Source organism: Providencia sp. PROV122 (genome assembly GCF_028482365.1).
GTDB classification, from domain to species: Bacteria; Pseudomonadota; Gammaproteobacteria; order Enterobacterales; family Enterobacteriaceae; genus Providencia; species Providencia stuartii.
The window spans coordinates 94252-112647 of the sequence record NZ_JAMPQI010000006.1 but is presented as its reverse complement, the minus strand read 5'-3'; the positions used below and the strand labels follow the sequence as shown (position 1 = coordinate 112647).

Genomic DNA, 18396 nt, shown 5'->3' with positions numbered 1-18396 from the left:
TACCCGCAGTAGTAAGGTAATATTATGATTTCAGGAATTTTAGTATCCCCAGGTTTTGCTTTTGGTCAGGCTTTAATCCTCAAAGAAGATCCTATCACTGTCAGCACAAAAAAAATTACTGACGACCAGATAGAAACCGAGATCCAACACTTTATTGAAGGACGTAACAAATCAGCCGAACAGCTCAGCTTCATTAAAGAGCGAGCCGAAAAAAATCTTGGTGCAGAAAAAGCTGAGATCTTTGAAGGCCATATTATGCTGCTGGAAGATGAAGAGCTTGAACAAGAAATTGTCTCTCTAATCAAAAGTGATAAAAAAACAGCTGATGCCGCGGTTTACTCCGTTATTGAGGATCAAGCCCAAGCGCTCGAAGCACTTGATGATGAATATTTGAAAGAGCGTGCTGCCGACGTACGCGATATTGGTAAACGCCTATTAAAAAATATCCTCGGTATGCCTATCGTCGATTTGAGTGCCATCGACAAAGAGGTTATTTTGGTTGCAGCTGACCTAACACCGTCAGAGACGGCACAATTAAACCTTGATAAAGTATTAGGTTTCATCACCGATTTAGGTGGTCGTACATCACATACCTCAATCATGGCTCGTTCACTGGAGTTGCCTGCCATTGTCGGCACCTCAGATGCCACCGCGAAAATCAAAAATGGTGACTACCTCATTCTAGATGGTGTCAACAACCACATCTATCTGAACCCGTCAGATCAAGAAATTGATAAGCTGAAAAAATTCAATGAAGAATATCAGCAAGAAAAAAATGAACTGGCAAAATTAAAAGATTTACCTGCAATCACACTGGATGGTCATCAAGTCGAAGTGTGTGCAAACATCGGTACTGTACGCGATGTCGCGGGTGCTGAGCGTAACGGTGCTGAAGGGGTTGGTTTATATCGCACTGAGTTCCTGTTTATGGATAGAGACTCACTGCCAACTGAAGAAGAACAGTTCCAAGCATACAAAGCTGTTGCCGAAGCAATGGGAAGCCAAGCTGTTATTGTGCGTACCATGGATATCGGCGGTGATAAAGACCTGCCATACATGAATTTGCCAAAAGAAGAGAACCCATTCTTAGGCTGGCGGGCAATTCGTATTTGCCTTGATCGCAAAGAAATTCTACATTCTCAGTTAAGAGCTATTTTAAGAGCCTCAAGTTTTGGTAAACTGCGTATTATGTTCCCGATGATTATTTCCGTTGAGGAAGTTCGCGAACTAAAAGCAGAACTTGAGATGCTAAAAGGTCAATTACGTGAAGAAGGCAAAGCCTTTGATGAATCAATCGAAGTTGGTGTCATGGTGGAAACCCCTGCCGCAGCGGTTATTGCTCATCATTTAGCAAAAGAAGTTGACTTTTTCAGTATTGGGACGAACGATCTCACTCAATATACTCTAGCTGTTGACCGTGGTAATGAGCTGATTTCTCACCTCTACAATCCAATGTCGCCTGCTGTATTGAACTTGATTAAGCAAGTCATTGATGCATCACATGCAGAAGGCAAATGGACAGGAATGTGTGGTGAATTAGCAGGTGATGAACGTGCAACCTTGTTGCTGCTTGGTATGGGGTTAGATGAATTTAGTATGAGTGCAATTTCAATTCCTCGTATTAAAAAATTAATTCGTAATGCAAACTTTGCAGATACTAAAGCACTGGCTGAGCAAGCCCTTGCCCAACCAACCGCAGACGAATTGATGAAACTTGTTGATACCTTTATCCAAGAAAAAACGTTATGCTAGGAGCAGCACATTAGTTCGGTCCCATATAAAAACGATTAGGAGAAGGTCCATGGGTCTGTTTGACAAACTGAAATCACTGGTTTCGGATGATAAAAATAGCAGTGGCAGTATTGAAATTATCGCACCTCTATCGGGTGAAATTGTCAATATTGAAGATGTTCCCGATGTTGTTTTCGCTGAAAAAATTGTTGGTGATGGTATCGCCATCAAACCAGCAGGGAACAAAATTGTCGCTCCTGTAGATGGGACTATTGGTAAGATATTTGAAACCAATCATGCGTTTTCTATTGAATCTGATGATGGTATTGAACTATTTGTTCACTTCGGTATTGATACAGTCGAACTGAAAGGTGAAGGCTTTAAACGTATCGCTGAAGAAGGGCAATCCGTTAAAAAAGGTGATTTGGTTATCGAGTTTGACCTTGCATTGCTGGAAGAAAAAGCAAAATCAGTTCTAACGCCGGTTGTGATTTCTAATATGGATGAAATTAAAGAGCTGACTAAGCTTAGCGGTAGCGTTACCGTGGGTGAAACAGTTATTATGCGCGTTAAAAAATAACGGCAATCCCTTTTAAGCTTTTCAAATAAAACCACCAGATAGCGTTGTATGACCTCTGGTGGTTTTTTTATGGCAGGATAAAATCCATCGCCATCATATCTGTTGCAATCAACGACTCACCTATATTCGAGCACATTGATGCTTTTGTCAGTGTCTAGATGGCGATGCTAATTAATCGTCAAACACGCCCGTAGAAAGATAGCGATCGCCTCGGTCACAAATAATGGCAACGATCACCGCTCCAGGATTCATTTTAGCCACTCTCAAAGCGCCTGCAACCGCACCTCCTGAACTAACACCACAAAAGATACCTTCTTGTTTAGCGAGGGCTCTCATCGTCTCCTCAGCCTCTTCCTGATTAATATCTAAAACGGTATCAACGAATTCCTGATTGAAGATCCCCGGAAGATAGCCTGGCGACCAACGGCGGATCCCCGGAATTTGGCTTTTTTCCGCTGGTTGTAAGCCCACAATCTGAATATGTGATGATTGTGATTTTAAATAACGACTGACACCCGTGATAGTTCCTGTCGTTCCCATACTTGAAACAAAGTGAGTCATGCGCCCATCGGTTTGCTGCCATATCTCAGGGCCTGTGGTCTTAAAATGGGCTAATGGATTATCGGGGTTATTAAATTGGTCAAGGACCTTCCCTTCCCCCTTCGCTTCCATTTCTTGAGCTAAATCGCGAGCGCCCTCCATGCCAACTGAAGTACTGACTAAAATGAGTTCAGCACCATAAGCCTTCATTGAGGCTTGGCGCTCTTTACTCATATTTTCGGGCATCAATAGTTTGAGTTTATAACCTTTGACTGCGGCGATCATTGCCAAAGCAATCCCGGTATTGCCACTCGTCGCTTCAATCAATGTATCACCAGGTTTTATTTCACCACGTTTTTCCGCTTCTGTGATCATTGAATACGCGGCTCTATCTTTGACGGAGCCAGCCGGATTATTACCTTCTAGTTTGACCCAAATTTCAGCGTCCATCCCCTGTGTCAAACGCTGAAGTTTAACTAGCGGCGTATTACCTATAAATTGTTCCAGAGTTGCCACTGTCTATTCCTTATTCTATTTATCTATAATCACCATTTCGAATGATATAGATAGTATCCTAACACCTACAAATTAGCAGCATGAAAAAAATTCACTTATATATCAGTAATTAATAATTCTGGTCGATGTTATTACTAATATCGATAATATGATATGTTTACAGGGAATTTGACTGAAAATAGTCTCAAAAAAATGCCATTGGTCAGATCAAAAATGGTCAGGCAGGCATAAATTACGTTTTAATATCGAGGGATATTGCGTTGATGAAATAACAACATCAACGCAATATTAGGAATGGTTAGGCACTTTTAGCTAACTGGGGAAATAAGAGCTCATTTTCACCTTGGTAAATTTTAGCCTGTTGACTACCAAGGAAATAGTGCTCACCACGCACAGGCGTTACATGAGACGATTGCCAAACTACAGAGAGAGGTTCATGCCCCCAACCTATAGGCTGTACCGTTAACTGCCAGAAATGCCCTCTCGGCCCTGATTCAATCACACGAACCGGTAATCGGTGCTGTTCATCAACGTCTTTCTTCAGTGTTATATCCCATGGACGTAAAAACACATCCACCTCGCCTTGTTGGGCACTTGCATGATGTAGAGGGAATTCATAACCATCAATATGTAACTGAGAACCTTTAATTTGCCCATGGAGTTGATTCACTTCCCCCATAAACTCCAACACAAAACGCGTTTCAGGACGTTGCCAGATATCATCAGGAGTGCCAACTTGCTCAATATGCCCCTGACTCATCACCACTATTCTATCGGCAACCTCCATGGCCTCTTCCTGATCATGGGTGACAAATACACTGGTAAACTTCAATTCATCATGTAATTGACGTAACCAGCGGCGCAATTCAATACGTACCTGAGCATCCAACGCACCGAAAGGCTCATCTAGCAATAAAATTTGTGGCTCTACAGCCAAGGCACGGGCCAGCGCAACACGCTGTTTTTGCCCTCCTGAAAGCTGAGAAGGATAACGAGAGGCCAAATGCGCCAACTGAACCATATCAAGTAATTGCATGACTTTCTGCTTGATAGCTTGCGATGATGGGCGTTGTTTTCTTGGCATAACGGTGAGACCAAACGCGACATTGTCAAACACCGTCATATGACGAAACAGGGCATAATGTTGAAATACAAAGCCAACATGCCTATCTTTAGCATGAATACGGCTAACATCTTGACCATGGAAGCGTAGTAAGCCATGGCTATGCTGTTCTAACCCTGCAATAATCCGTAACAGTGTTGTCTTACCTGAACCGGATGGACCGAGCAGTGCCACCATTTCACCAGATGCAATATCTAATGAAATATCTTTCAACACTTGCGTCCTACCAAACAATTTCCCAATTTTTTCAATTTGAATACTCATGGTAAATGAACTCCTGATTCGGATTGCTGCCGGCTCAAATGCCATTGCAATGCACTTTTAATAATTAAAGTGATAATCGCCATTACAGCTAGGATCGCAGCAGCAGTAAATGCGCCTACGGTGTTATAGTCTTGATGCAATAATTCTACTTGTAACGGTAGCGTATAGGTTTCCCCGCGTATGGCACCAGAAACAACGGACACGGCACCAAATTCACCTATTGCTCGAGCATTAGTCAGAACAACACCATACAATAGTGCCCAACGGATATTTGGTAAGGTAACTCTCCAAAACATTTTCCAACCTGAAGCGCCCAGTAAGACTGCCGCTTCATCTTCGTGACTACCTTGGCTTAACATCAGTGGAACTAATTCCCTAACCACAAAAGGACAGGTCACAAAAATGGTCACTAATGCCATACCGGGCCACGAGAACATTAATTGGATATCATAACTTTCTAGCCAGCCCCCAAACCAACTGTTGGAGCCATAAAACAGTAGATAAAGTAACCCCGCGACCACTGGCGATACCGCAAAAGGAATATCGACTAGGGTTAATAACAGTTGCCTACCAGGGAACTGAAATCGAGTAACTAACCACGCGAGCATGGTGCCAAAGATCAAGTTGACAGGCACCGTTATCAGTGCAATAAGGACCGTCAGTCCAATAGCATGCAACATGTCCGCGTCATTCAAATTCATTAAAACCGCATCAATACCTTTGGAAAAAGCGGTCAAAAATATCCAAATAATTGGCACCACCAACAACATGACTGAAAACAATATGCCAGTGATAATCAAAGACCATTTAGCCCAATTAATCGGTTGACGAGAAGCCCCCGTAACAGGTGTAACCTGAGCCATTACTTTCCTCCCAACCTTTTGCCAAAGCGGCTTTGTACGACATTGACGCTAAATAGCAGTAATAATGAAACCGCTAAAATAACAGAAGCAATCGCACTCGCTGCTGGGTAATCAAACTGTTGTAACTGACTAAAAATCATCAAAGATACGACTTCAGTTTGCCAAGCAATATTTCCTGCAATAAAGATAATGGCACCAAACTCCCCCAAACTTCGGGTAAAAGACAATACTGTTCCTGCAATTAATGCGGGAGAAACTTCAGGCAATACCACCCGTCGAAATGTTTGCCAACGGCTTGCACCCAATGTTTGTGCCGCCTCTTCATATTCAGGCCCAAGCTCTTCTAACACAGGCTGTACCGTTCGTACAACGAACGGAATACTGGTAAAAGCCATTGCGACAGCAATGCCGAGCCAAGTATTTACTACTTTAATATCAAAGTGATGCAGAAACTGCCCGTACCAGCCAGACGCTGCAAATAACGTAGCTAATGTTAAACCTGCCACCGCGGTAGGTAAGGCGAAAGGCAAGTCAACAAGACCGTCTAAAAAAGTGCGGCCAGGAAAACGATACCGAGTCAAAATCCAAGCGAGCAGCATGCCAAAAACCGCATTAAATAAACTCGCAACCAGTGCAGCCAGTAAGGTGACTTTATAAGCGGCAACGACTTGCGGATAGCTGATCACATCCCAATATTGTTGCCACGTCATTTCAGATAACTGAACGACTAACGCACTCAAAGGTAACAGCAGGATCAAACAGGTATAAAATAGGCTGCTACCTAGTGTGAGGCCAAATCCTGGCAAAAAGCGTTTCCCTGACTTACGCATTAACGGCGCCCTTCTGCCATCAATTTGTCAAACTCTCCGTTCGTCGCAAAATGGGTCTCCATCACCGCAGGCCAACTCTTAAACTGTGATTCGACCGTAAATAAGCGGGTTTCAGGGAACTTATCTTTATTTGCCGCCATGACTGCCTGATCGTTCACCCGATAGTTAAATTTAGTGATAATTTCTTGAGCTTTTGGACTATATAGGTAATTAAGATAGGCTTTCGCCACCTCTTCCGTACCATTTTTCTGAACGTTTTTGTCAACCCAAGCAACTGGGAACTCCGCCAGAATATCGACAGGAGGAACGATAACTTCATAGTCCGTTTCACCATACTGCTGACGAATATTGTTCACTTCTGATTCAAAGCTAATCAATACATCCCCAAGGCCTCTTTCAATAAAGGAAGTTGTGGCACCACGCCCCCCTGTATCGAACACTTCTACATTTTTCAAAAACTGCTTCATCTGCTCGCGGGTTTTCTTTTCATCACCTTTATTTTCTTGCGCATAGGCTCCCCATGCCGCTAAATAAGTGTAACGACCATTACCCGATGTTTTTGGATTTGGAAAAATCAGCTTCACGTCTTCACGCGCTAAATCATCCCACGTTTTAATGCCCTTTGGATTACCTTTACGCACTAAAAACGCCATCGTAGAGTAATAAGGTGAGCTATTATTCGGTAATCTTGCTTGCCAATTTTCAGGGATCAACTTGCCTTTATCATGCAAGATTTGTACATCTGTCACTTGGTTATAAGTCACCACATCAGCCTTTAAACCTTGCAAAATAGCTAAGGCTTGTTTCGATGAGCCAGCATGTGATTGCTTGATCGTTAATTTGTCATCAGGGTGCTGTTCATTCCACTGCTTTTCAAATTCAGGGTTTAGTGCAACAAATAGCTCTCGGGCGATATCATAAGAGCTATTGAGCAGTTCAGCCGCTACCAACGGTGCGCTCCCCATCAATGAAAATGTTGCGAGACTCGCTAAGGCTGTTTTCTTTAAAATCGCTTTTTGCATTAGGCACCTACTTATGACTAAACCAAAACTACGCTAATGAGGTTACTTTATCTGCTTTGTTTATAACTGTGTAGCTATCAATTGCCTTTTAATATATCAAATTGGTATATTCAAGAAATTATGGCAATAAGCAAATAAATTATATTAGTTATCATAAAGTTGACTGCGTGAAAGGCCTTCATGAAGGCGCTAAGCAATAGAAGGGAAAAGTAGGATATTGACGCAAAAGTAAATTGCCGCCAGATGGCGGCAATAAGAATAATTTATAACGACAATAAAGTGTCAATTGAAGGGGCAAAATAGTAGCTTCCTGATACTGCTTTGGTCATGCGTAACAGGTCATCATATTTACCATCTTTTTCACCAAACATACTCAAAAGCTGCTGTTCAATATTATGGAGGCGCGCGCAATACGCAACGAAGAATAAACCATGTTTGCCGCTTGCCGTACCATATGGCAAGCTATGACGCATAATCGACAACTCTTCCCCATCTTCTTCAACTACCACGCGAGAAACATGTGAAGTCACATTACGTTCGCTTTCATCCAGCTCCACACTGTCTTTTTTGGTGCGACCAATCATTTTCTCTTGTTCTTGTTCAGAGAAACGGTCCCATTTATTGAGGCTGTGCTCATAACGCTGAACAAGAATATAACTGCCTCCCATATCAATGCCATCAGCAATTAATGCAACTTCAGCAATTTCTTCACCTTGTGGGTTTTCGGTTCCATCAATAAAGCCACTTAAGTCGCGCTCCTCAACCCAACGGAAGCCGTGGATCTCTTCTTCGACTTTAATTGCTGAGCCGAATGCTTTTAGTGCCGCCTGTGCCAATGAAAAATTAATATCATGGCGTTGAGATTGGATATGAATAAAAATATCACGCTGTGTTGCTGGCGCTAACCCTTTACCTAATGGATGAAATGGTTTTAACTCAGGCGCGCTTTCCGGTGTTGATAGCTGTTTCCAGATATCAGAGCCGAAGGCCACTACAGCCCCTAATCTATCTGTTGGATACTGCTCTTGTAATTGAGTCAGTGTTTCAACAAAACGCTGACAACCTGTTTTTATATCAGCCAGAGACCCTTGCACCATTGCTTCAATGAAAATACCGAAACGGCTATGATCTTTCAAAATACCGCTCTGAGAATGAGACATGCTAATCAACCTCTTTTAAATAATTTATTATTTATGTCTAGCGATATAGTATCTCATCGATGACGATTTTCACCTGTTTTAACGCAAATATTGGCTAACATTTAGAAAAATGCACAATTTATTCTTAATAAGATAAGTGGGTTAAGAGGGGATCGTATATTAGGAGGGAATAACAACGTATTTTACCTTAATAAAACACGTTGTTATATCAATTAAATGTTTAGAACATAATCCAAAGCTATCGACCAATAGCTCTCTATCATCACGCTAAATCACCATTATTTTTTCCAAATAATTTGTGATACCGTCCAGCTCTTTAATTCATCATCCGGTGGCATTAAACCTTCTGGCCCTTGCCATTTACCATTAAATCGATAAATGATATGGGATGTTTGCGGGGCTACACACTCAACAGTCGGTTGATTATTAATTGGCTCAGCCATTTTACATGCGCCAAAAGCTTTTTCATAAATACCGCTAAATGATGAACCAATTTTCGTTCCCCATTCAGTTTTAATGTCAGGGTCATCCACAATAATACGTGAAACATAACCTTTTTCAGGGCCAATCACTTCAATTTTAACCGTCTCATCATCGATACCTTGAAACACGGTCACAATTTCACCTTGCTCAGTTTGCATCCCACTTCGTATCGTGTAACGGTTATCTAATCGCTCCTTGATGATGTCAGCTTGCATTGGTGTGAACCCTGTGATCTCCCCCACACCCGCTGCCTTTGCAGTAATAGGGCTACTAAACCAGTTCATTGGTGAAAGTGAAGACCAAAACCCCCCTGAGCCTGCACAACCCGATAGCAAAAACACACCACTTAGCGCGACTATCTGAGAAAGCTTCACAATTACACTTTTGGGCATAACATCCTCTATTTATTGGCTGACTGACTGCTTACTGTGACAACCTTTTTCTGAAAACATTCCAGTTTATAACGAAATAAACACACAACAGCATTAAAAATCCAAATCACGATCCAGTGTTTTTGTATAGATAAGCCTTGCTGGCTGCTCTTCTTCATATAACATTTTTTCGAACATACAGATAGCAGCGTCAGACTCCTCATTCACAAGGAACTCAATTCTGCCGCACCCTCTTGCTCGCAATTTTTTCTCTAAGCGACTAATCAGAGCATTGGCAATACCTCGGCCACGAAACTCTGGATGAACCGCAAGATAGCATGCCGTTCCTCTTATTCCGTCATATCCTCCCATCACAGTGCCAACAACCTCACCTGTCACTTCCGCAACAAGAAAAAGATCTGCACCACACTGGAGTTTTCGTTCAATATCAAGTTCAGGATCATCTCCAAACTCATTTAAATCACAGCGTTCCCACAATGTGATGACTTCTTCAAAATCGCTTTGGCGAAAGATGCGTATTTCCATGTTCATGACCCGTTTTAACTGAGTTTTCTGCCATTATCACCGCTTTTTGCGCACAATCAATATTCAATATGCCTTTTTTAACTCAAAAGGGTATACTTTACTCACTTTTTTTTACCAACCGTTCTATTGGAAAACAATGAATTACCCTGATATTTTTCAAGTAAAAACATTTTTGCTTGAACTACAAGAAACCATTTGCCAAAAAATTACTGAACTGGATGGTAAGGAAACCTTCCTAGAACAAACATGGGAACGCGCAGAAGGTGGCGGAGGCCGCAGCCGTGTGTTAACTCAAGGTGCTATTTTTGAACAGGCAGGCGTTAACTTTTCCCATATTCAAGGAACAAAACTCCCGAGTTCAGCAACCGCTCACCGCCCTGAATTAGCAGGTCGTAGCTATCAAGCTATGGGAGTCTCTTTGGTGATCCACCCTCTGAATCCCTATATTCCAACCACTCATGCAAATGTCCGTTTTTTTATTGCAGAAAAAGAGGGTCAAGATCCCGTTTGGTGGTTTGGTGGTGGTTTCGATTTAACCCCTTACTATGGTTTTGAAGACGATGTGATCCACTGGCACACCATTGCACACGACCTCTGCGCACCTTTTGGTTCAGAAACTTACCGCAAATATAAAGCGTGGTGTGATGACTATTTCTTTTTGAAACATCGCAATGAGCCACGAGGCGTTGGTGGGCTATTTTATGATGACCTAAACCAACCTGATTTCGAGACTTGTTTCGACTTCACACAAGCTGTTGGTCATGGTTTTTTAGATGCCTATGTACCTATCGTAGAAAAACGTCGCCACCATCAGTGGGGAGAAAGAGAGCGTCAATTTCAACTGTATCGACGTGGTCGTTATGTTGAATTCAACCTCGTGTGGGATCGCGGTACACTATTTGGTTTACAAAGTGGAGGACGTACAGAATCCATTTTAATGTCAATGCCTCCTTTAGTCCGTTGGGAATATGACTATCACCCTGAGCCCAATACCCCCGAAGCCAAACTGTATAGTGACTTTTTAGTCTCTAAAAAAGATTGGCTGGCGAAATAAGTGTAAAAATCATTTTTTATAAAGTCGCCAAAGCACTTGGCGGCTTTAGTAACAAAAAATAGCAAAAATTATCAAATATAATTAATTATCAATCAGTTGCACTCATCTCTTTGTAGCTTATGATTCCATTTCCACCCACAAAATGGAGTCTATTTATGAATCATATTCTTGGTCGTTCCTATCTTCCCCCATACCTTGTTGATCACTTATATAAAGAATCTCAATGCCAAAAGCTTAAATCCACACTACTTCATATCAATGAATTAATGAGCAGAGGCTATTCGACGGAAGATAAAGAACACCTAAAACAGTTATTTACTTGTTCAGCCCGCCCAGGTACAAACTACGAACGCATCATCCGCGATGCACAGGAAAAAGCATTTTTACCTAACCATACCCATTCTAACCTACCTATCTGCTCTCGTTCTGACCTTTCACTGGAGCCTACCTATCCGAGTCCTGATGAACTTCATATGCCCCATGAAGACTATCTTATTGTTATGAAAGAAGGTGATCCTGCACAACCATACACACCCGTACAGATTGTTTATGATTCTATTGGCTATGTTAGGCAGTTTTATAAAGAGAAGCTCAACATTGATAAGATCTTTGGTTGTGATTCGCAAATCAATGCGGTAGTTCATTTCGACAAAAATTATCCAAACGCATTCTGGAATTCACAAGCTATCTATTTCGGTGATGGTGATAGTATCTATTTTGGCCCGTTTTATAATGATATTGATATTATTGCACACGAATTAACCCATGGGTTTATTACCTTTACGACTGATTTTGATTATATTTTCCAGTCAGGCGCCTTGAATGAATCCGTTGCCGACGTTGTCGGTATTATGGTTAAACAGTATGTAGCAAATGAAACAGCAGCTGAGTCCAATTGGCTGCTCGGTGAAAACCTTTTTATCAATAAAGCCAAAGCTCCTGCTTTACGTTCTATGGCCGCACCGGGAACCGCCTATCGCCTTTCGGAAACAAACAGAGACCCACAAGTCGGTCATATGAGAGATTACAAAAATCTGTCTATTTTCCAAGACAATGGTGGTGTGCATATTAATTCAGGTATACCTAATAAAGCATTTTACCTGCTGGCGACAACGTTAGGTGGTTACTCATGGGAGGTAGCGGGACAGATTTGGATCCGTACTATGTTTGATAAGACACTTAGCACGCGAGCAACATTTGACGATTTCGCCAAAGCAACCATTAGAACAGCGACAGAAAAATTTGACCATCATGTCGTTAATCTTACTCGCAAAAGCTGGGAAAATGTCGGTATCTACGTTTAAGTTTGCAAATAAAATGCCCTGTCACTAACAGACAGAGCTTGTCAGCCATAAAATACGGCTGACATTTTAAAACATAAGGTTAGCGTCTTTTCTTTTTACGGCCTGGTTGAGTGAAACGTTTACGAGACGCAGTATCAGCCATTCCTTTAAGCTTGCTACCTGCATTTGGCTTGCTACCCGTTTTCCCTGCCGTTGATGTTTTCGGTTTAACAGACTTTTTCGGCTTAGCCTCTGATTCTGATTTTTCAATCATCTCAAATAGCTTAATTAGCTCATCATCTGTTAAGTCACGCCATTCACCTAATGGGATCCCAGAAAGATTCACGTTCATAATACGCACGCGTTCTAACTTAGTGACCTCAAAACCAAAATATTCGCACATGCGACGAATCTGACGATTTAACCCTTGAACTAACGTGATCCGAAATACAAAAGGAGCTTCTTTCTTTACTTTACACTTTTTAGTTACCGTGCCTAGGATAGGTACGCCAGCTCCCATACCACGAATAAAATCATCAGTAATAGGCTTGTTAACCGTGACTAAATACTCTTTTTCATGCTCATTACCCGCACGCAAGATCTTATTCACTAAATCGCCATGGTTTGTGAGAAAAATTAGCCCTTGAGAATCTTTATCTAAGCGACCAATAGGGAAAACACGTTTACTGTGATTAACATAATCAACGATATTATCTCTTTCCCCACTTTCCGTCGTACTCACAATACCAACTGGCTTATTCAGCGCAATTAACACTAAGTCTTCTTCATTCCTAGGTTCAATAAGTTGTCCATTTACTTTGACAACGTCACCACTAAAAACTTGATCGCCGATAGCCGCACGTTTGCCATTAATAAAGACATTTCCTTGCTCAATATAACGATCCGCATCACGCCTTGAACAAATTCCACTCTCGCTAATGTACTTATTAAGACGTGTCGAAGATTTAATTTGCATGGTTACCCTCTGTAATCTGCATAGATAGGGAGCCAAACGGTTGAACCTAGCTCACTTTAAATAATAACGGATAGTTATTAAAAAGCCGTAACAGAATAATTTGTTACGGCTTTTTCAGAAGCTTCACGTTGACGTGCGACTTCTTCGCTTAGCGTTTTTTCAAATGTTGCATTAAACGCTTACGTTTACGCAATTGAGTTGCTGTTAGCTGATTTTTCTTATTCGCATAAGGGTTTTCACCTTCTTTGAATTGAATACGAATTGGTGTACCCATCACTTGCAATGAACGGCGAAAATAATTCATCAGGTAACGTTTATAGCTATCAGGCAAATCAGAAACTTGATTACCATGAATAACAACAATTGGCGGATTATGACCCCCCGCATGCGCATATTTCATTTTCACACGACGACCACGGATAAGTGGAGGTTGATGCTCCTCTTCCGCCATCTTCATAATACGTGTTAACAATGCAGTACCAACACGGCGTGTCGCAGACTCATAGGCCTCTTCAACGGATTCAAACAGGTTACCTACACCACTACCATGCAGCGCTGAAATAAAGTGAATACGGGCAAAATCCACAAAGCCGAGACGTAGCTCTAACATGTCTTTCACATGTTCACGATCTTCAGGCTTCATTCCATCCCATTTATTAACCGCAATCACTAATGAACGACCAGCATTAAGAATAAAACCAAGTAGTGACAGGTCTTGATCGGAAATACCTTCCCGCGCATCAATGACCAACAACACCACATTCGCATCTTCAATCGCTTGCAGCGTTTTGATTACCGAAAATTTTTCGACCGTCTCGGTGATCTTACCGCGTTTACGGACACCCGCTGTATCAATTAAAACGTATTCACGCCCGTCACGCTCCATTGGAATATAGATACTGTCACGAGTTGTGCCTGGCATATCAAACACCACAACACGCTCTTCTCCAAGGATACGGTTAGTCAATGTTGATTTACCCACATTTGGGCGCCCGACGATCGCTAATTTAATTGGTAACGTTGTTGGATCAAACTCCTCGTCTTCTTCATCAAACTCAGCTTCAGCCTCTTGCGCTGCCCAATACGCCGCGTTTTCTTCTTCCTCGGTTAGCTCGACTTCTTCTTCTATTTCAATGAAAGGTTTTAGCGATTTTTCGATTAGCTGGGTCACACCGCGACCATGTGACGCTGCAATAGGGTGGATTTCACCTAAGCCAAGTGAATAAAAGTCTCCAATTACACTGTCAGCATCAATACCATCCGTCTTATTGGCGACCAGATATGTTTTTTTCTTACGGCTACGCAGGTGTTTTGCGATACCTTCATCAGCAGGCATTAACCCTGCACGTGCATCGACCATAAATAGAACCACATCAGCTTCTTCAATCGCTTGTAAGGATTGTGCTGCCATGTGGGTTTCGACGCCTTCCTCAGTACCATCGATACCACCCGTATCAATAATAATGAACTCATGCCCTTCCACTTCGGCACGACCATATTTGCGATCACGAGTCAGACCAGGAAAATCCGCTACCAGTGCATCACGGGTACGGGTTAATCGATTAAATAACGTGGATTTTCCTACGTTTGGACGCCCAACCAGCGCTACGACGGGTATCATTATTTGATGCCTCACTACTCTAATTAACTAAAAGAATCCCGGTTCTTAAACAAAACCAAACCAGAAAACAAAAAACGAAACGGTTCCTACCACTAGGAACCGTTGATTTTAGCGAGAAATTGACAGCTTGTCAGAAAATTAACGAGTTAACAGATAAACTGTTCCGTTTCTTGCCTGAACCATTAGCTTATCACTGGCAACAACTGGGCGGCTATGCAGACCTGAACTGTTAATTTTGTTTTGTGCTACAAAACCACCAGTGCTCATGTCTAACCAATGGAGGTAGCCTTCTTTATCACCAACCACAAGGTAGCCATTGTACATTTCTGGTGCACTTAACCCACGATTAAGCAGATCTTCTTGTGTCCACAGTGTTACGCCATCGCTCTTACGCACAGACAATACACGATCATTTTGGTCGACCAGATAAAGGTTTTCACCTGAAAGCACCATGTTATTGACAGAGCCGAGATCGCGTTTCCATTTTATTTGTCCTGAACGCATATCAAGTGCTGCGAGTGTACCGTTATACGCAATTGCATAGATAGTACCATCATCAATAATTGGCGTCATATCAACATCATCTAAGCGACCAATTTCTGTAGAGCTAGTCACTTGAGAGATACGTTGTTGCCAAATAAGTTGACCTTGGGATAAAAGTACAGCACTAACGCGGCCATTATCACCACCAACAATAGCGGCACCATAGGCAATACTTGGCGCTGATTCACCACGTAAAGACAATGATGGTGTATCCATATTCACTGTCCACTTGATTTCACCACTATTCTCATCAAGTGCTTGCAACATGCCATTACTAGTATGAACAATAACTAAGCCATCATTGGCTACTGGGCGAGAGAGGGCTTCACCCGCTACTTCGACATCCCATACCACCGAGCCATCTTCTTTATTCAATGCAATGACTGTTCCGCGTTCAGTACCAATATAAATATGGTTACCCGAAACCGTTAACCCACCCGAAAGCAGTGCGGATAAGTTAGCAGAAAGAAAACCTGTGCGCTTAGAAAGGTCTACTGACCAAATTTCTTTACCGCTCTCCAGTTCTAATGCTTTCACTATTCCTTTACGATCGGCAGCATAAACAGCACTACCATCCCATACTGGCGATAGGTCAGAATAAAACTGCTCTACACCATTACCGACTGATTTATCCCAAACGATCGTTGGAGTAAATTGGTTTTCAACCTGAGGAAGTGGTGCCATAACGATAGAATCAGTTTCGCTGGAACAACCGGCAAGTAAAGCTGAAGCGACTAAGCCAATCAAAAGTGTTTTCCGCAACTGCATAATAATCGTTTCCTTTCTTCTTATAAATTATACTCATCCAATTTCAAGCCGTATCCTGTTGATATCCATTGATTTCCCCCTATCGCGTATGTCTATCGCTCTAAGGGGGGATTGGCCTATCGATTAGATACGACCCTAATAATTTAGAGTACAGATACGTTGTTCAGTTTAAGGGTAAGAAGTTCTTTAAGCGTCTGTGAGCCTTCACTATCTAGCCCTTGAGTATATGCAGCTTTTGCGCCTGCATTGTCGCCTTTATGAAGTAATGCATCTCCACGAACATCTTGTGCAGCAGCCTGCCATGCCTTTCCTTTGATGTTACCAACAGAAGCTAATGCTGCATCAGCATTCCCTTGTGCAAGCTGCACTCTTGCTAAGCGGAAATTAATTAAATCAAGCATATCATCGGTTTTTGCTTTAGTTAAAGCAGCAGACAATGATTTTTCAGCCAACGCTAAATCGCCTTTATCGACAGCCACTTGAGCCAATTCTAGTCCGATCATCGCGCTGTATACATCTGTTGTATCCGCAGCGAATTTTTGCGCAGCTTCAATACCTTGAGTAGAGCCTGAATGCAGTTCTTCGCTCGCTTTTGCAAACTGTTGAGCGCTTTCTTGCAGCATATTTGTTTTATGTGACTGCCAGTAATTCCATCCCCAAACAGCCCCAACCCCTAAAACAAGCCCGACCACCAATGCCACGCCATTATTAGCAAAAAAGCGTTTAATCGCATCAACTTGTTCATTTTCGTTTGTATAAACTTCCACGTGCCTCTCCTTAACCTAACAGTTCAGCTAAACGCTGTGCCAATTGCTGCTGCGATACTGTTTCTTGCTCACCTGTTCGTAGATCTTTTACCCCGACTTGGTGATTAGCGATTTCCTCTTCGCCTAAAATCAACGCAACTTTAGCGCCCTGTTTATCTGCACGCGCTAATTGCTTTTTAAAGTTACCGCCGCCATGGTTGGTCATCACACGTAAGCTTGGTAGAGCATCACGTACTTGCTCTGCTAATAACAGCGCCGATTTTTGGCTATTTTCACCAAATGAGGCTAAATAAACATCCGTGACAGATTCATCAGCAATAAAGCCAGGATTTAGGCTTTCAACTAATAGAACCATACGTTCCATGCCCATAGCAAAACCGACTGCTGGGGTTGGTTTGCCGCCCAATTGACCGACTAAACCATCATAACGTCCACCAGCACATACTGTACCTTGCGAGCCTAGCGCTGTTGTCACCCATTCAAAAACGGTGCGGTTGTAATAATCCAGACCACGCACTAAACGTTGATTAACACGATACTGAATACCCGCTGCATCTAACAATTTGCATAAACCATCAAAATGCTCACGAGATTCATCATCTAAATAATCAAATAGCTCAGGAGCATCATTTAATAACGCCTGTACATCTTGATTTTTTGAATCAAGTACACGCAATGGATTCGTGTACATACGGCGTTTGCAATCTTCATCGAGTTTTTCTTTATGCTGCTCAAGGAAGGCCACTAATGCTTCACGATAATTTGCACGAGCGTCTAAAGAGCCGATTGAGTTTAACTCTAACGTCACATGTTCGCTGATACCTAATGCGCGCCACCAGCGTGCTGTCATCATTATCAGTTCAGCATCAATGTCTGGCCCCGCCAGACCGAAAACTTCGGCGCCAAGTTGGTGAAATTGACGATAACGGCCTTTTTGTGGGCGTTCATGACGAAACATGGGCCCTAGATACCATAAACGCTGTTCCTGATTGTACAGCAAACCATGCTCAATACCTGCACGGACGCAACCGGCAGTATTTTCAGGGCGTAAAGTGAGACTTACCTCTGCTTTATCTGTGTCGTGACGGTCGATAAAGGTATACATCTCTTTTTCGACAACATCGGTCACTTCACCAATCGCTCTGCTAAATAGCGGGGTGTGCTCTACAATCGGGGTACGGATTTCACTAAAGCTGTAACCCTGCAAAATATTTTTAAGTACTGCTTCAATTTTCTGCCAGACTCGAGTGTCTGCCGGCAGATAGTCATTCATGCCACGAACGGCCTGGATATTTTTTGCCACGTTATGTCTCTATTTTTTCGGAATCGAATAGACTCGATTATAAAAGCGAAAT

17 protein-coding genes are annotated in these 18396 nt (G+C 42.3%); 4 read left to right on the top strand and 13 right to left on the bottom strand.

Annotated features, from left to right (window positions below):
* Window positions 1-24 precede the first annotated feature (24 nt).
* Window positions 25-1752, top strand: a complete 1728-nt coding sequence (gene ptsI, locus PSE69_RS05420; protein ID WP_004921320.1) for a phosphoenolpyruvate-protein phosphotransferase PtsI — start codon at window positions 25-27, stop codon at window positions 1750-1752.
* Between the two features lie 49 nt (window positions 1753-1801).
* Window positions 1802-2311, top strand: coding sequence for a PTS glucose transporter subunit IIA (crr, locus tag PSE69_RS05415; protein ID WP_004921322.1), 510 nt, complete (start codon window positions 1802-1804; stop codon window positions 2309-2311).
* Between the two features lie 171 nt (window positions 2312-2482).
* Here the strand turns inward: crr and cysM are convergent, their stop codons facing one another.
* The 8 genes from cysM to PSE69_RS05375 all read right to left on the bottom strand — a co-directional run bounded on the left by cysM (window position 2483) and on the right by PSE69_RS05375 (window position 10029).
* Window positions 2483-3367 (bottom strand): cysteine synthase CysM, encoded by an 885-nt coding sequence (cysM, locus tag PSE69_RS05410; protein ID WP_004921324.1) that lies wholly within the window; start codon window positions 3365-3367, stop codon window positions 2483-2485.
* A gap of 298 nt (window positions 3368-3665) precedes the next feature.
* Window positions 3666-4754, bottom strand: coding sequence for a sulfate/thiosulfate ABC transporter ATP-binding protein CysA (cysA, locus tag PSE69_RS05405; protein ID WP_014656309.1), 1089 nt, complete (start codon window positions 4752-4754; stop codon window positions 3666-3668).
* Entirely contained in the window at window positions 4751-5617 is an 867-nt protein-coding gene (cysW, locus tag PSE69_RS05400; RefSeq protein ID WP_004921327.1) for a sulfate/thiosulfate ABC transporter permease CysW, read from the bottom strand. The genes cysA and cysW overlap by 4 nt, the downstream gene beginning before the upstream one ends.
* Window positions 5617-6447, bottom strand: coding sequence for a sulfate/thiosulfate ABC transporter permease CysT (cysT, locus tag PSE69_RS05395; protein WP_004921329.1), 831 nt, complete (start codon window positions 6445-6447; stop codon window positions 5617-5619). The genes cysW and cysT overlap by 1 nt, the downstream gene beginning before the upstream one ends.
* A complete protein-coding gene (locus tag PSE69_RS05390; protein ID WP_004921332.1) occupies window positions 6447-7469 on the bottom strand; it encodes a sulfate ABC transporter substrate-binding protein in 1023 nt (340 codons plus the stop codon). Before PSE69_RS05390 ends, cysT begins: the two co-directional genes overlap by 1 nt.
* Window positions 7470-7732: 263 nt before the next feature.
* Window positions 7733-8629 (bottom strand): Dyp-type peroxidase, encoded by an 897-nt coding sequence (locus tag PSE69_RS05385; RefSeq protein WP_036940983.1) that lies wholly within the window; start codon window positions 8627-8629, stop codon window positions 7733-7735.
* A gap of 278 nt (window positions 8630-8907) precedes the next feature.
* On the bottom strand, window positions 8908-9504 hold the full coding sequence (locus tag PSE69_RS05380; RefSeq protein ID WP_004921336.1) for an RpoE-regulated lipoprotein: 597 nt from the start codon (window positions 9502-9504) through the stop codon (window positions 8908-8910).
* 93 nt (window positions 9505-9597) lie between these two features.
* Window positions 9598-10029, bottom strand: a complete 432-nt coding sequence (locus tag PSE69_RS05375; protein WP_014656314.1) for a GNAT family acetyltransferase — start codon at window positions 10027-10029, stop codon at window positions 9598-9600.
* Window positions 10030-10165: 136 nt separating this feature from the next.
* Between PSE69_RS05375 and hemF the strand changes: the two genes are divergently transcribed.
* Together hemF and PSE69_RS05365 are read left to right on the top strand one after the other, a co-directional pair.
* Complete coding sequence (gene hemF / locus PSE69_RS05370) at window positions 10166-11083, top strand: oxygen-dependent coproporphyrinogen oxidase (RefSeq protein ID WP_004921339.1); 918 nt, start codon at window positions 10166-10168, stop codon at window positions 11081-11083.
* Window positions 11084-11238: 155 nt separating this feature from the next.
* On the top strand, window positions 11239-12387 hold the full coding sequence (locus PSE69_RS05365; RefSeq protein WP_014656315.1) for a M4 family metallopeptidase: 1149 nt from the start codon (window positions 11239-11241) through the stop codon (window positions 12385-12387).
* A gap of 79 nt (window positions 12388-12466) precedes the next feature.
* Here PSE69_RS05365 and rluF read toward each other — a convergent pair whose 3' ends face one another.
* The 5 genes from rluF to hisS all read right to left on the bottom strand — a co-directional run bounded on the left by rluF (window position 12467) and on the right by hisS (window position 18344).
* Entirely contained in the window at window positions 12467-13342 is an 876-nt protein-coding gene (gene rluF / locus PSE69_RS05360) for a 23S rRNA pseudouridine(2604) synthase RluF (protein WP_121874592.1), read from the bottom strand.
* A gap of 148 nt (window positions 13343-13490) precedes the next feature.
* Entirely contained in the window at window positions 13491-14963 is a 1473-nt protein-coding gene (gene der, locus PSE69_RS05355) for a ribosome biogenesis GTPase Der (RefSeq protein ID WP_004921345.1), read from the bottom strand.
* A 138-nt stretch (window positions 14964-15101) separates the two neighbouring features.
* On the bottom strand, window positions 15102-16274 hold the full coding sequence (gene bamB, locus PSE69_RS05350; protein ID WP_004921347.1) for an outer membrane protein assembly factor BamB: 1173 nt from the start codon (window positions 16272-16274) through the stop codon (window positions 15102-15104).
* Window positions 16275-16417: 143 nt separating this feature from the next.
* Window positions 16418-17041: a YfgM family protein gene (locus PSE69_RS05345; RefSeq protein WP_004921349.1), complete on the bottom strand. Its 624-nt coding sequence runs from the start codon at window positions 17039-17041 to the stop codon at window positions 16418-16420.
* 10 nt (window positions 17042-17051) lie between these two features.
* Complete coding sequence (hisS, locus tag PSE69_RS05340) at window positions 17052-18344, bottom strand: histidine--tRNA ligase (protein WP_004921351.1); 1293 nt, start codon at window positions 18342-18344, stop codon at window positions 17052-17054.
* Between the last annotated feature and the right edge of the window lie 52 nt (window positions 18345-18396).

Bases quoted from the DNA above. Each gene is read 5' to 3' on its own strand.
- ptsI (WP_004921320.1), top strand. From the start codon at position 25: ATGATTTCAGGAATTTTAGTATCCCCAGGTTTTGCTTTTGGTCAGGCT.
- crr (WP_004921322.1), top strand. From the start codon at position 1,802: ATGGGTCTGTTTGACAAACTGAAATCACTGGTTTCGGATGATAAAAAT.
- cysA (WP_014656309.1), bottom strand. From the start codon at position 4,754: ATGAGTATTCAAATTGAAAAAATTGGGAAATTGTTTGGTAGGACGCAA.
- cysW (WP_004921327.1), bottom strand. From the start codon at position 5,617: ATGGCTCAGGTTACACCTGTTACGGGGGCTTCTCGTCAACCGATTAAT.
- cysT (WP_004921329.1), bottom strand. From the start codon at position 6,447: ATGCGTAAGTCAGGGAAACGCTTTTTGCCAGGATTTGGCCTCACACTA.
- PSE69_RS05390 (WP_004921332.1), bottom strand. From the start codon at position 7,469: ATGCAAAAAGCGATTTTAAAGAAAACAGCCTTAGCGAGTCTCGCAACA.
- PSE69_RS05385 (WP_036940983.1), bottom strand. From the start codon at position 8,629: ATGTCTCATTCTCAGAGCGGTATTTTGAAAGATCATAGCCGTTTCGGT.
- PSE69_RS05380 (WP_004921336.1), bottom strand. From the start codon at position 9,504: ATGCCCAAAAGTGTAATTGTGAAGCTTTCTCAGATAGTCGCGCTAAGT.
- PSE69_RS05375 (WP_014656314.1), bottom strand. From the start codon at position 10,029: ATGGAAATACGCATCTTTCGCCAAAGCGATTTTGAAGAAGTCATCACA.
- hemF (WP_004921339.1), top strand. From the start codon at position 10,166: ATGAATTACCCTGATATTTTTCAAGTAAAAACATTTTTGCTTGAACTA.
- PSE69_RS05365 (WP_014656315.1), top strand. From the start codon at position 11,239: ATGAATCATATTCTTGGTCGTTCCTATCTTCCCCCATACCTTGTTGAT.
- rluF (WP_121874592.1), bottom strand. From the start codon at position 13,342: ATGCAAATTAAATCTTCGACACGTCTTAATAAGTACATTAGCGAGAGT.
- der (WP_004921345.1), bottom strand. From the start codon at position 14,963: ATGATACCCGTCGTAGCGCTGGTTGGGCGTCCAAACGTAGGAAAATCC.
- bamB (WP_004921347.1), bottom strand. From the start codon at position 16,274: ATGCAGTTGCGGAAAACACTTTTGATTGGCTTAGTCGCTTCAGCTTTA.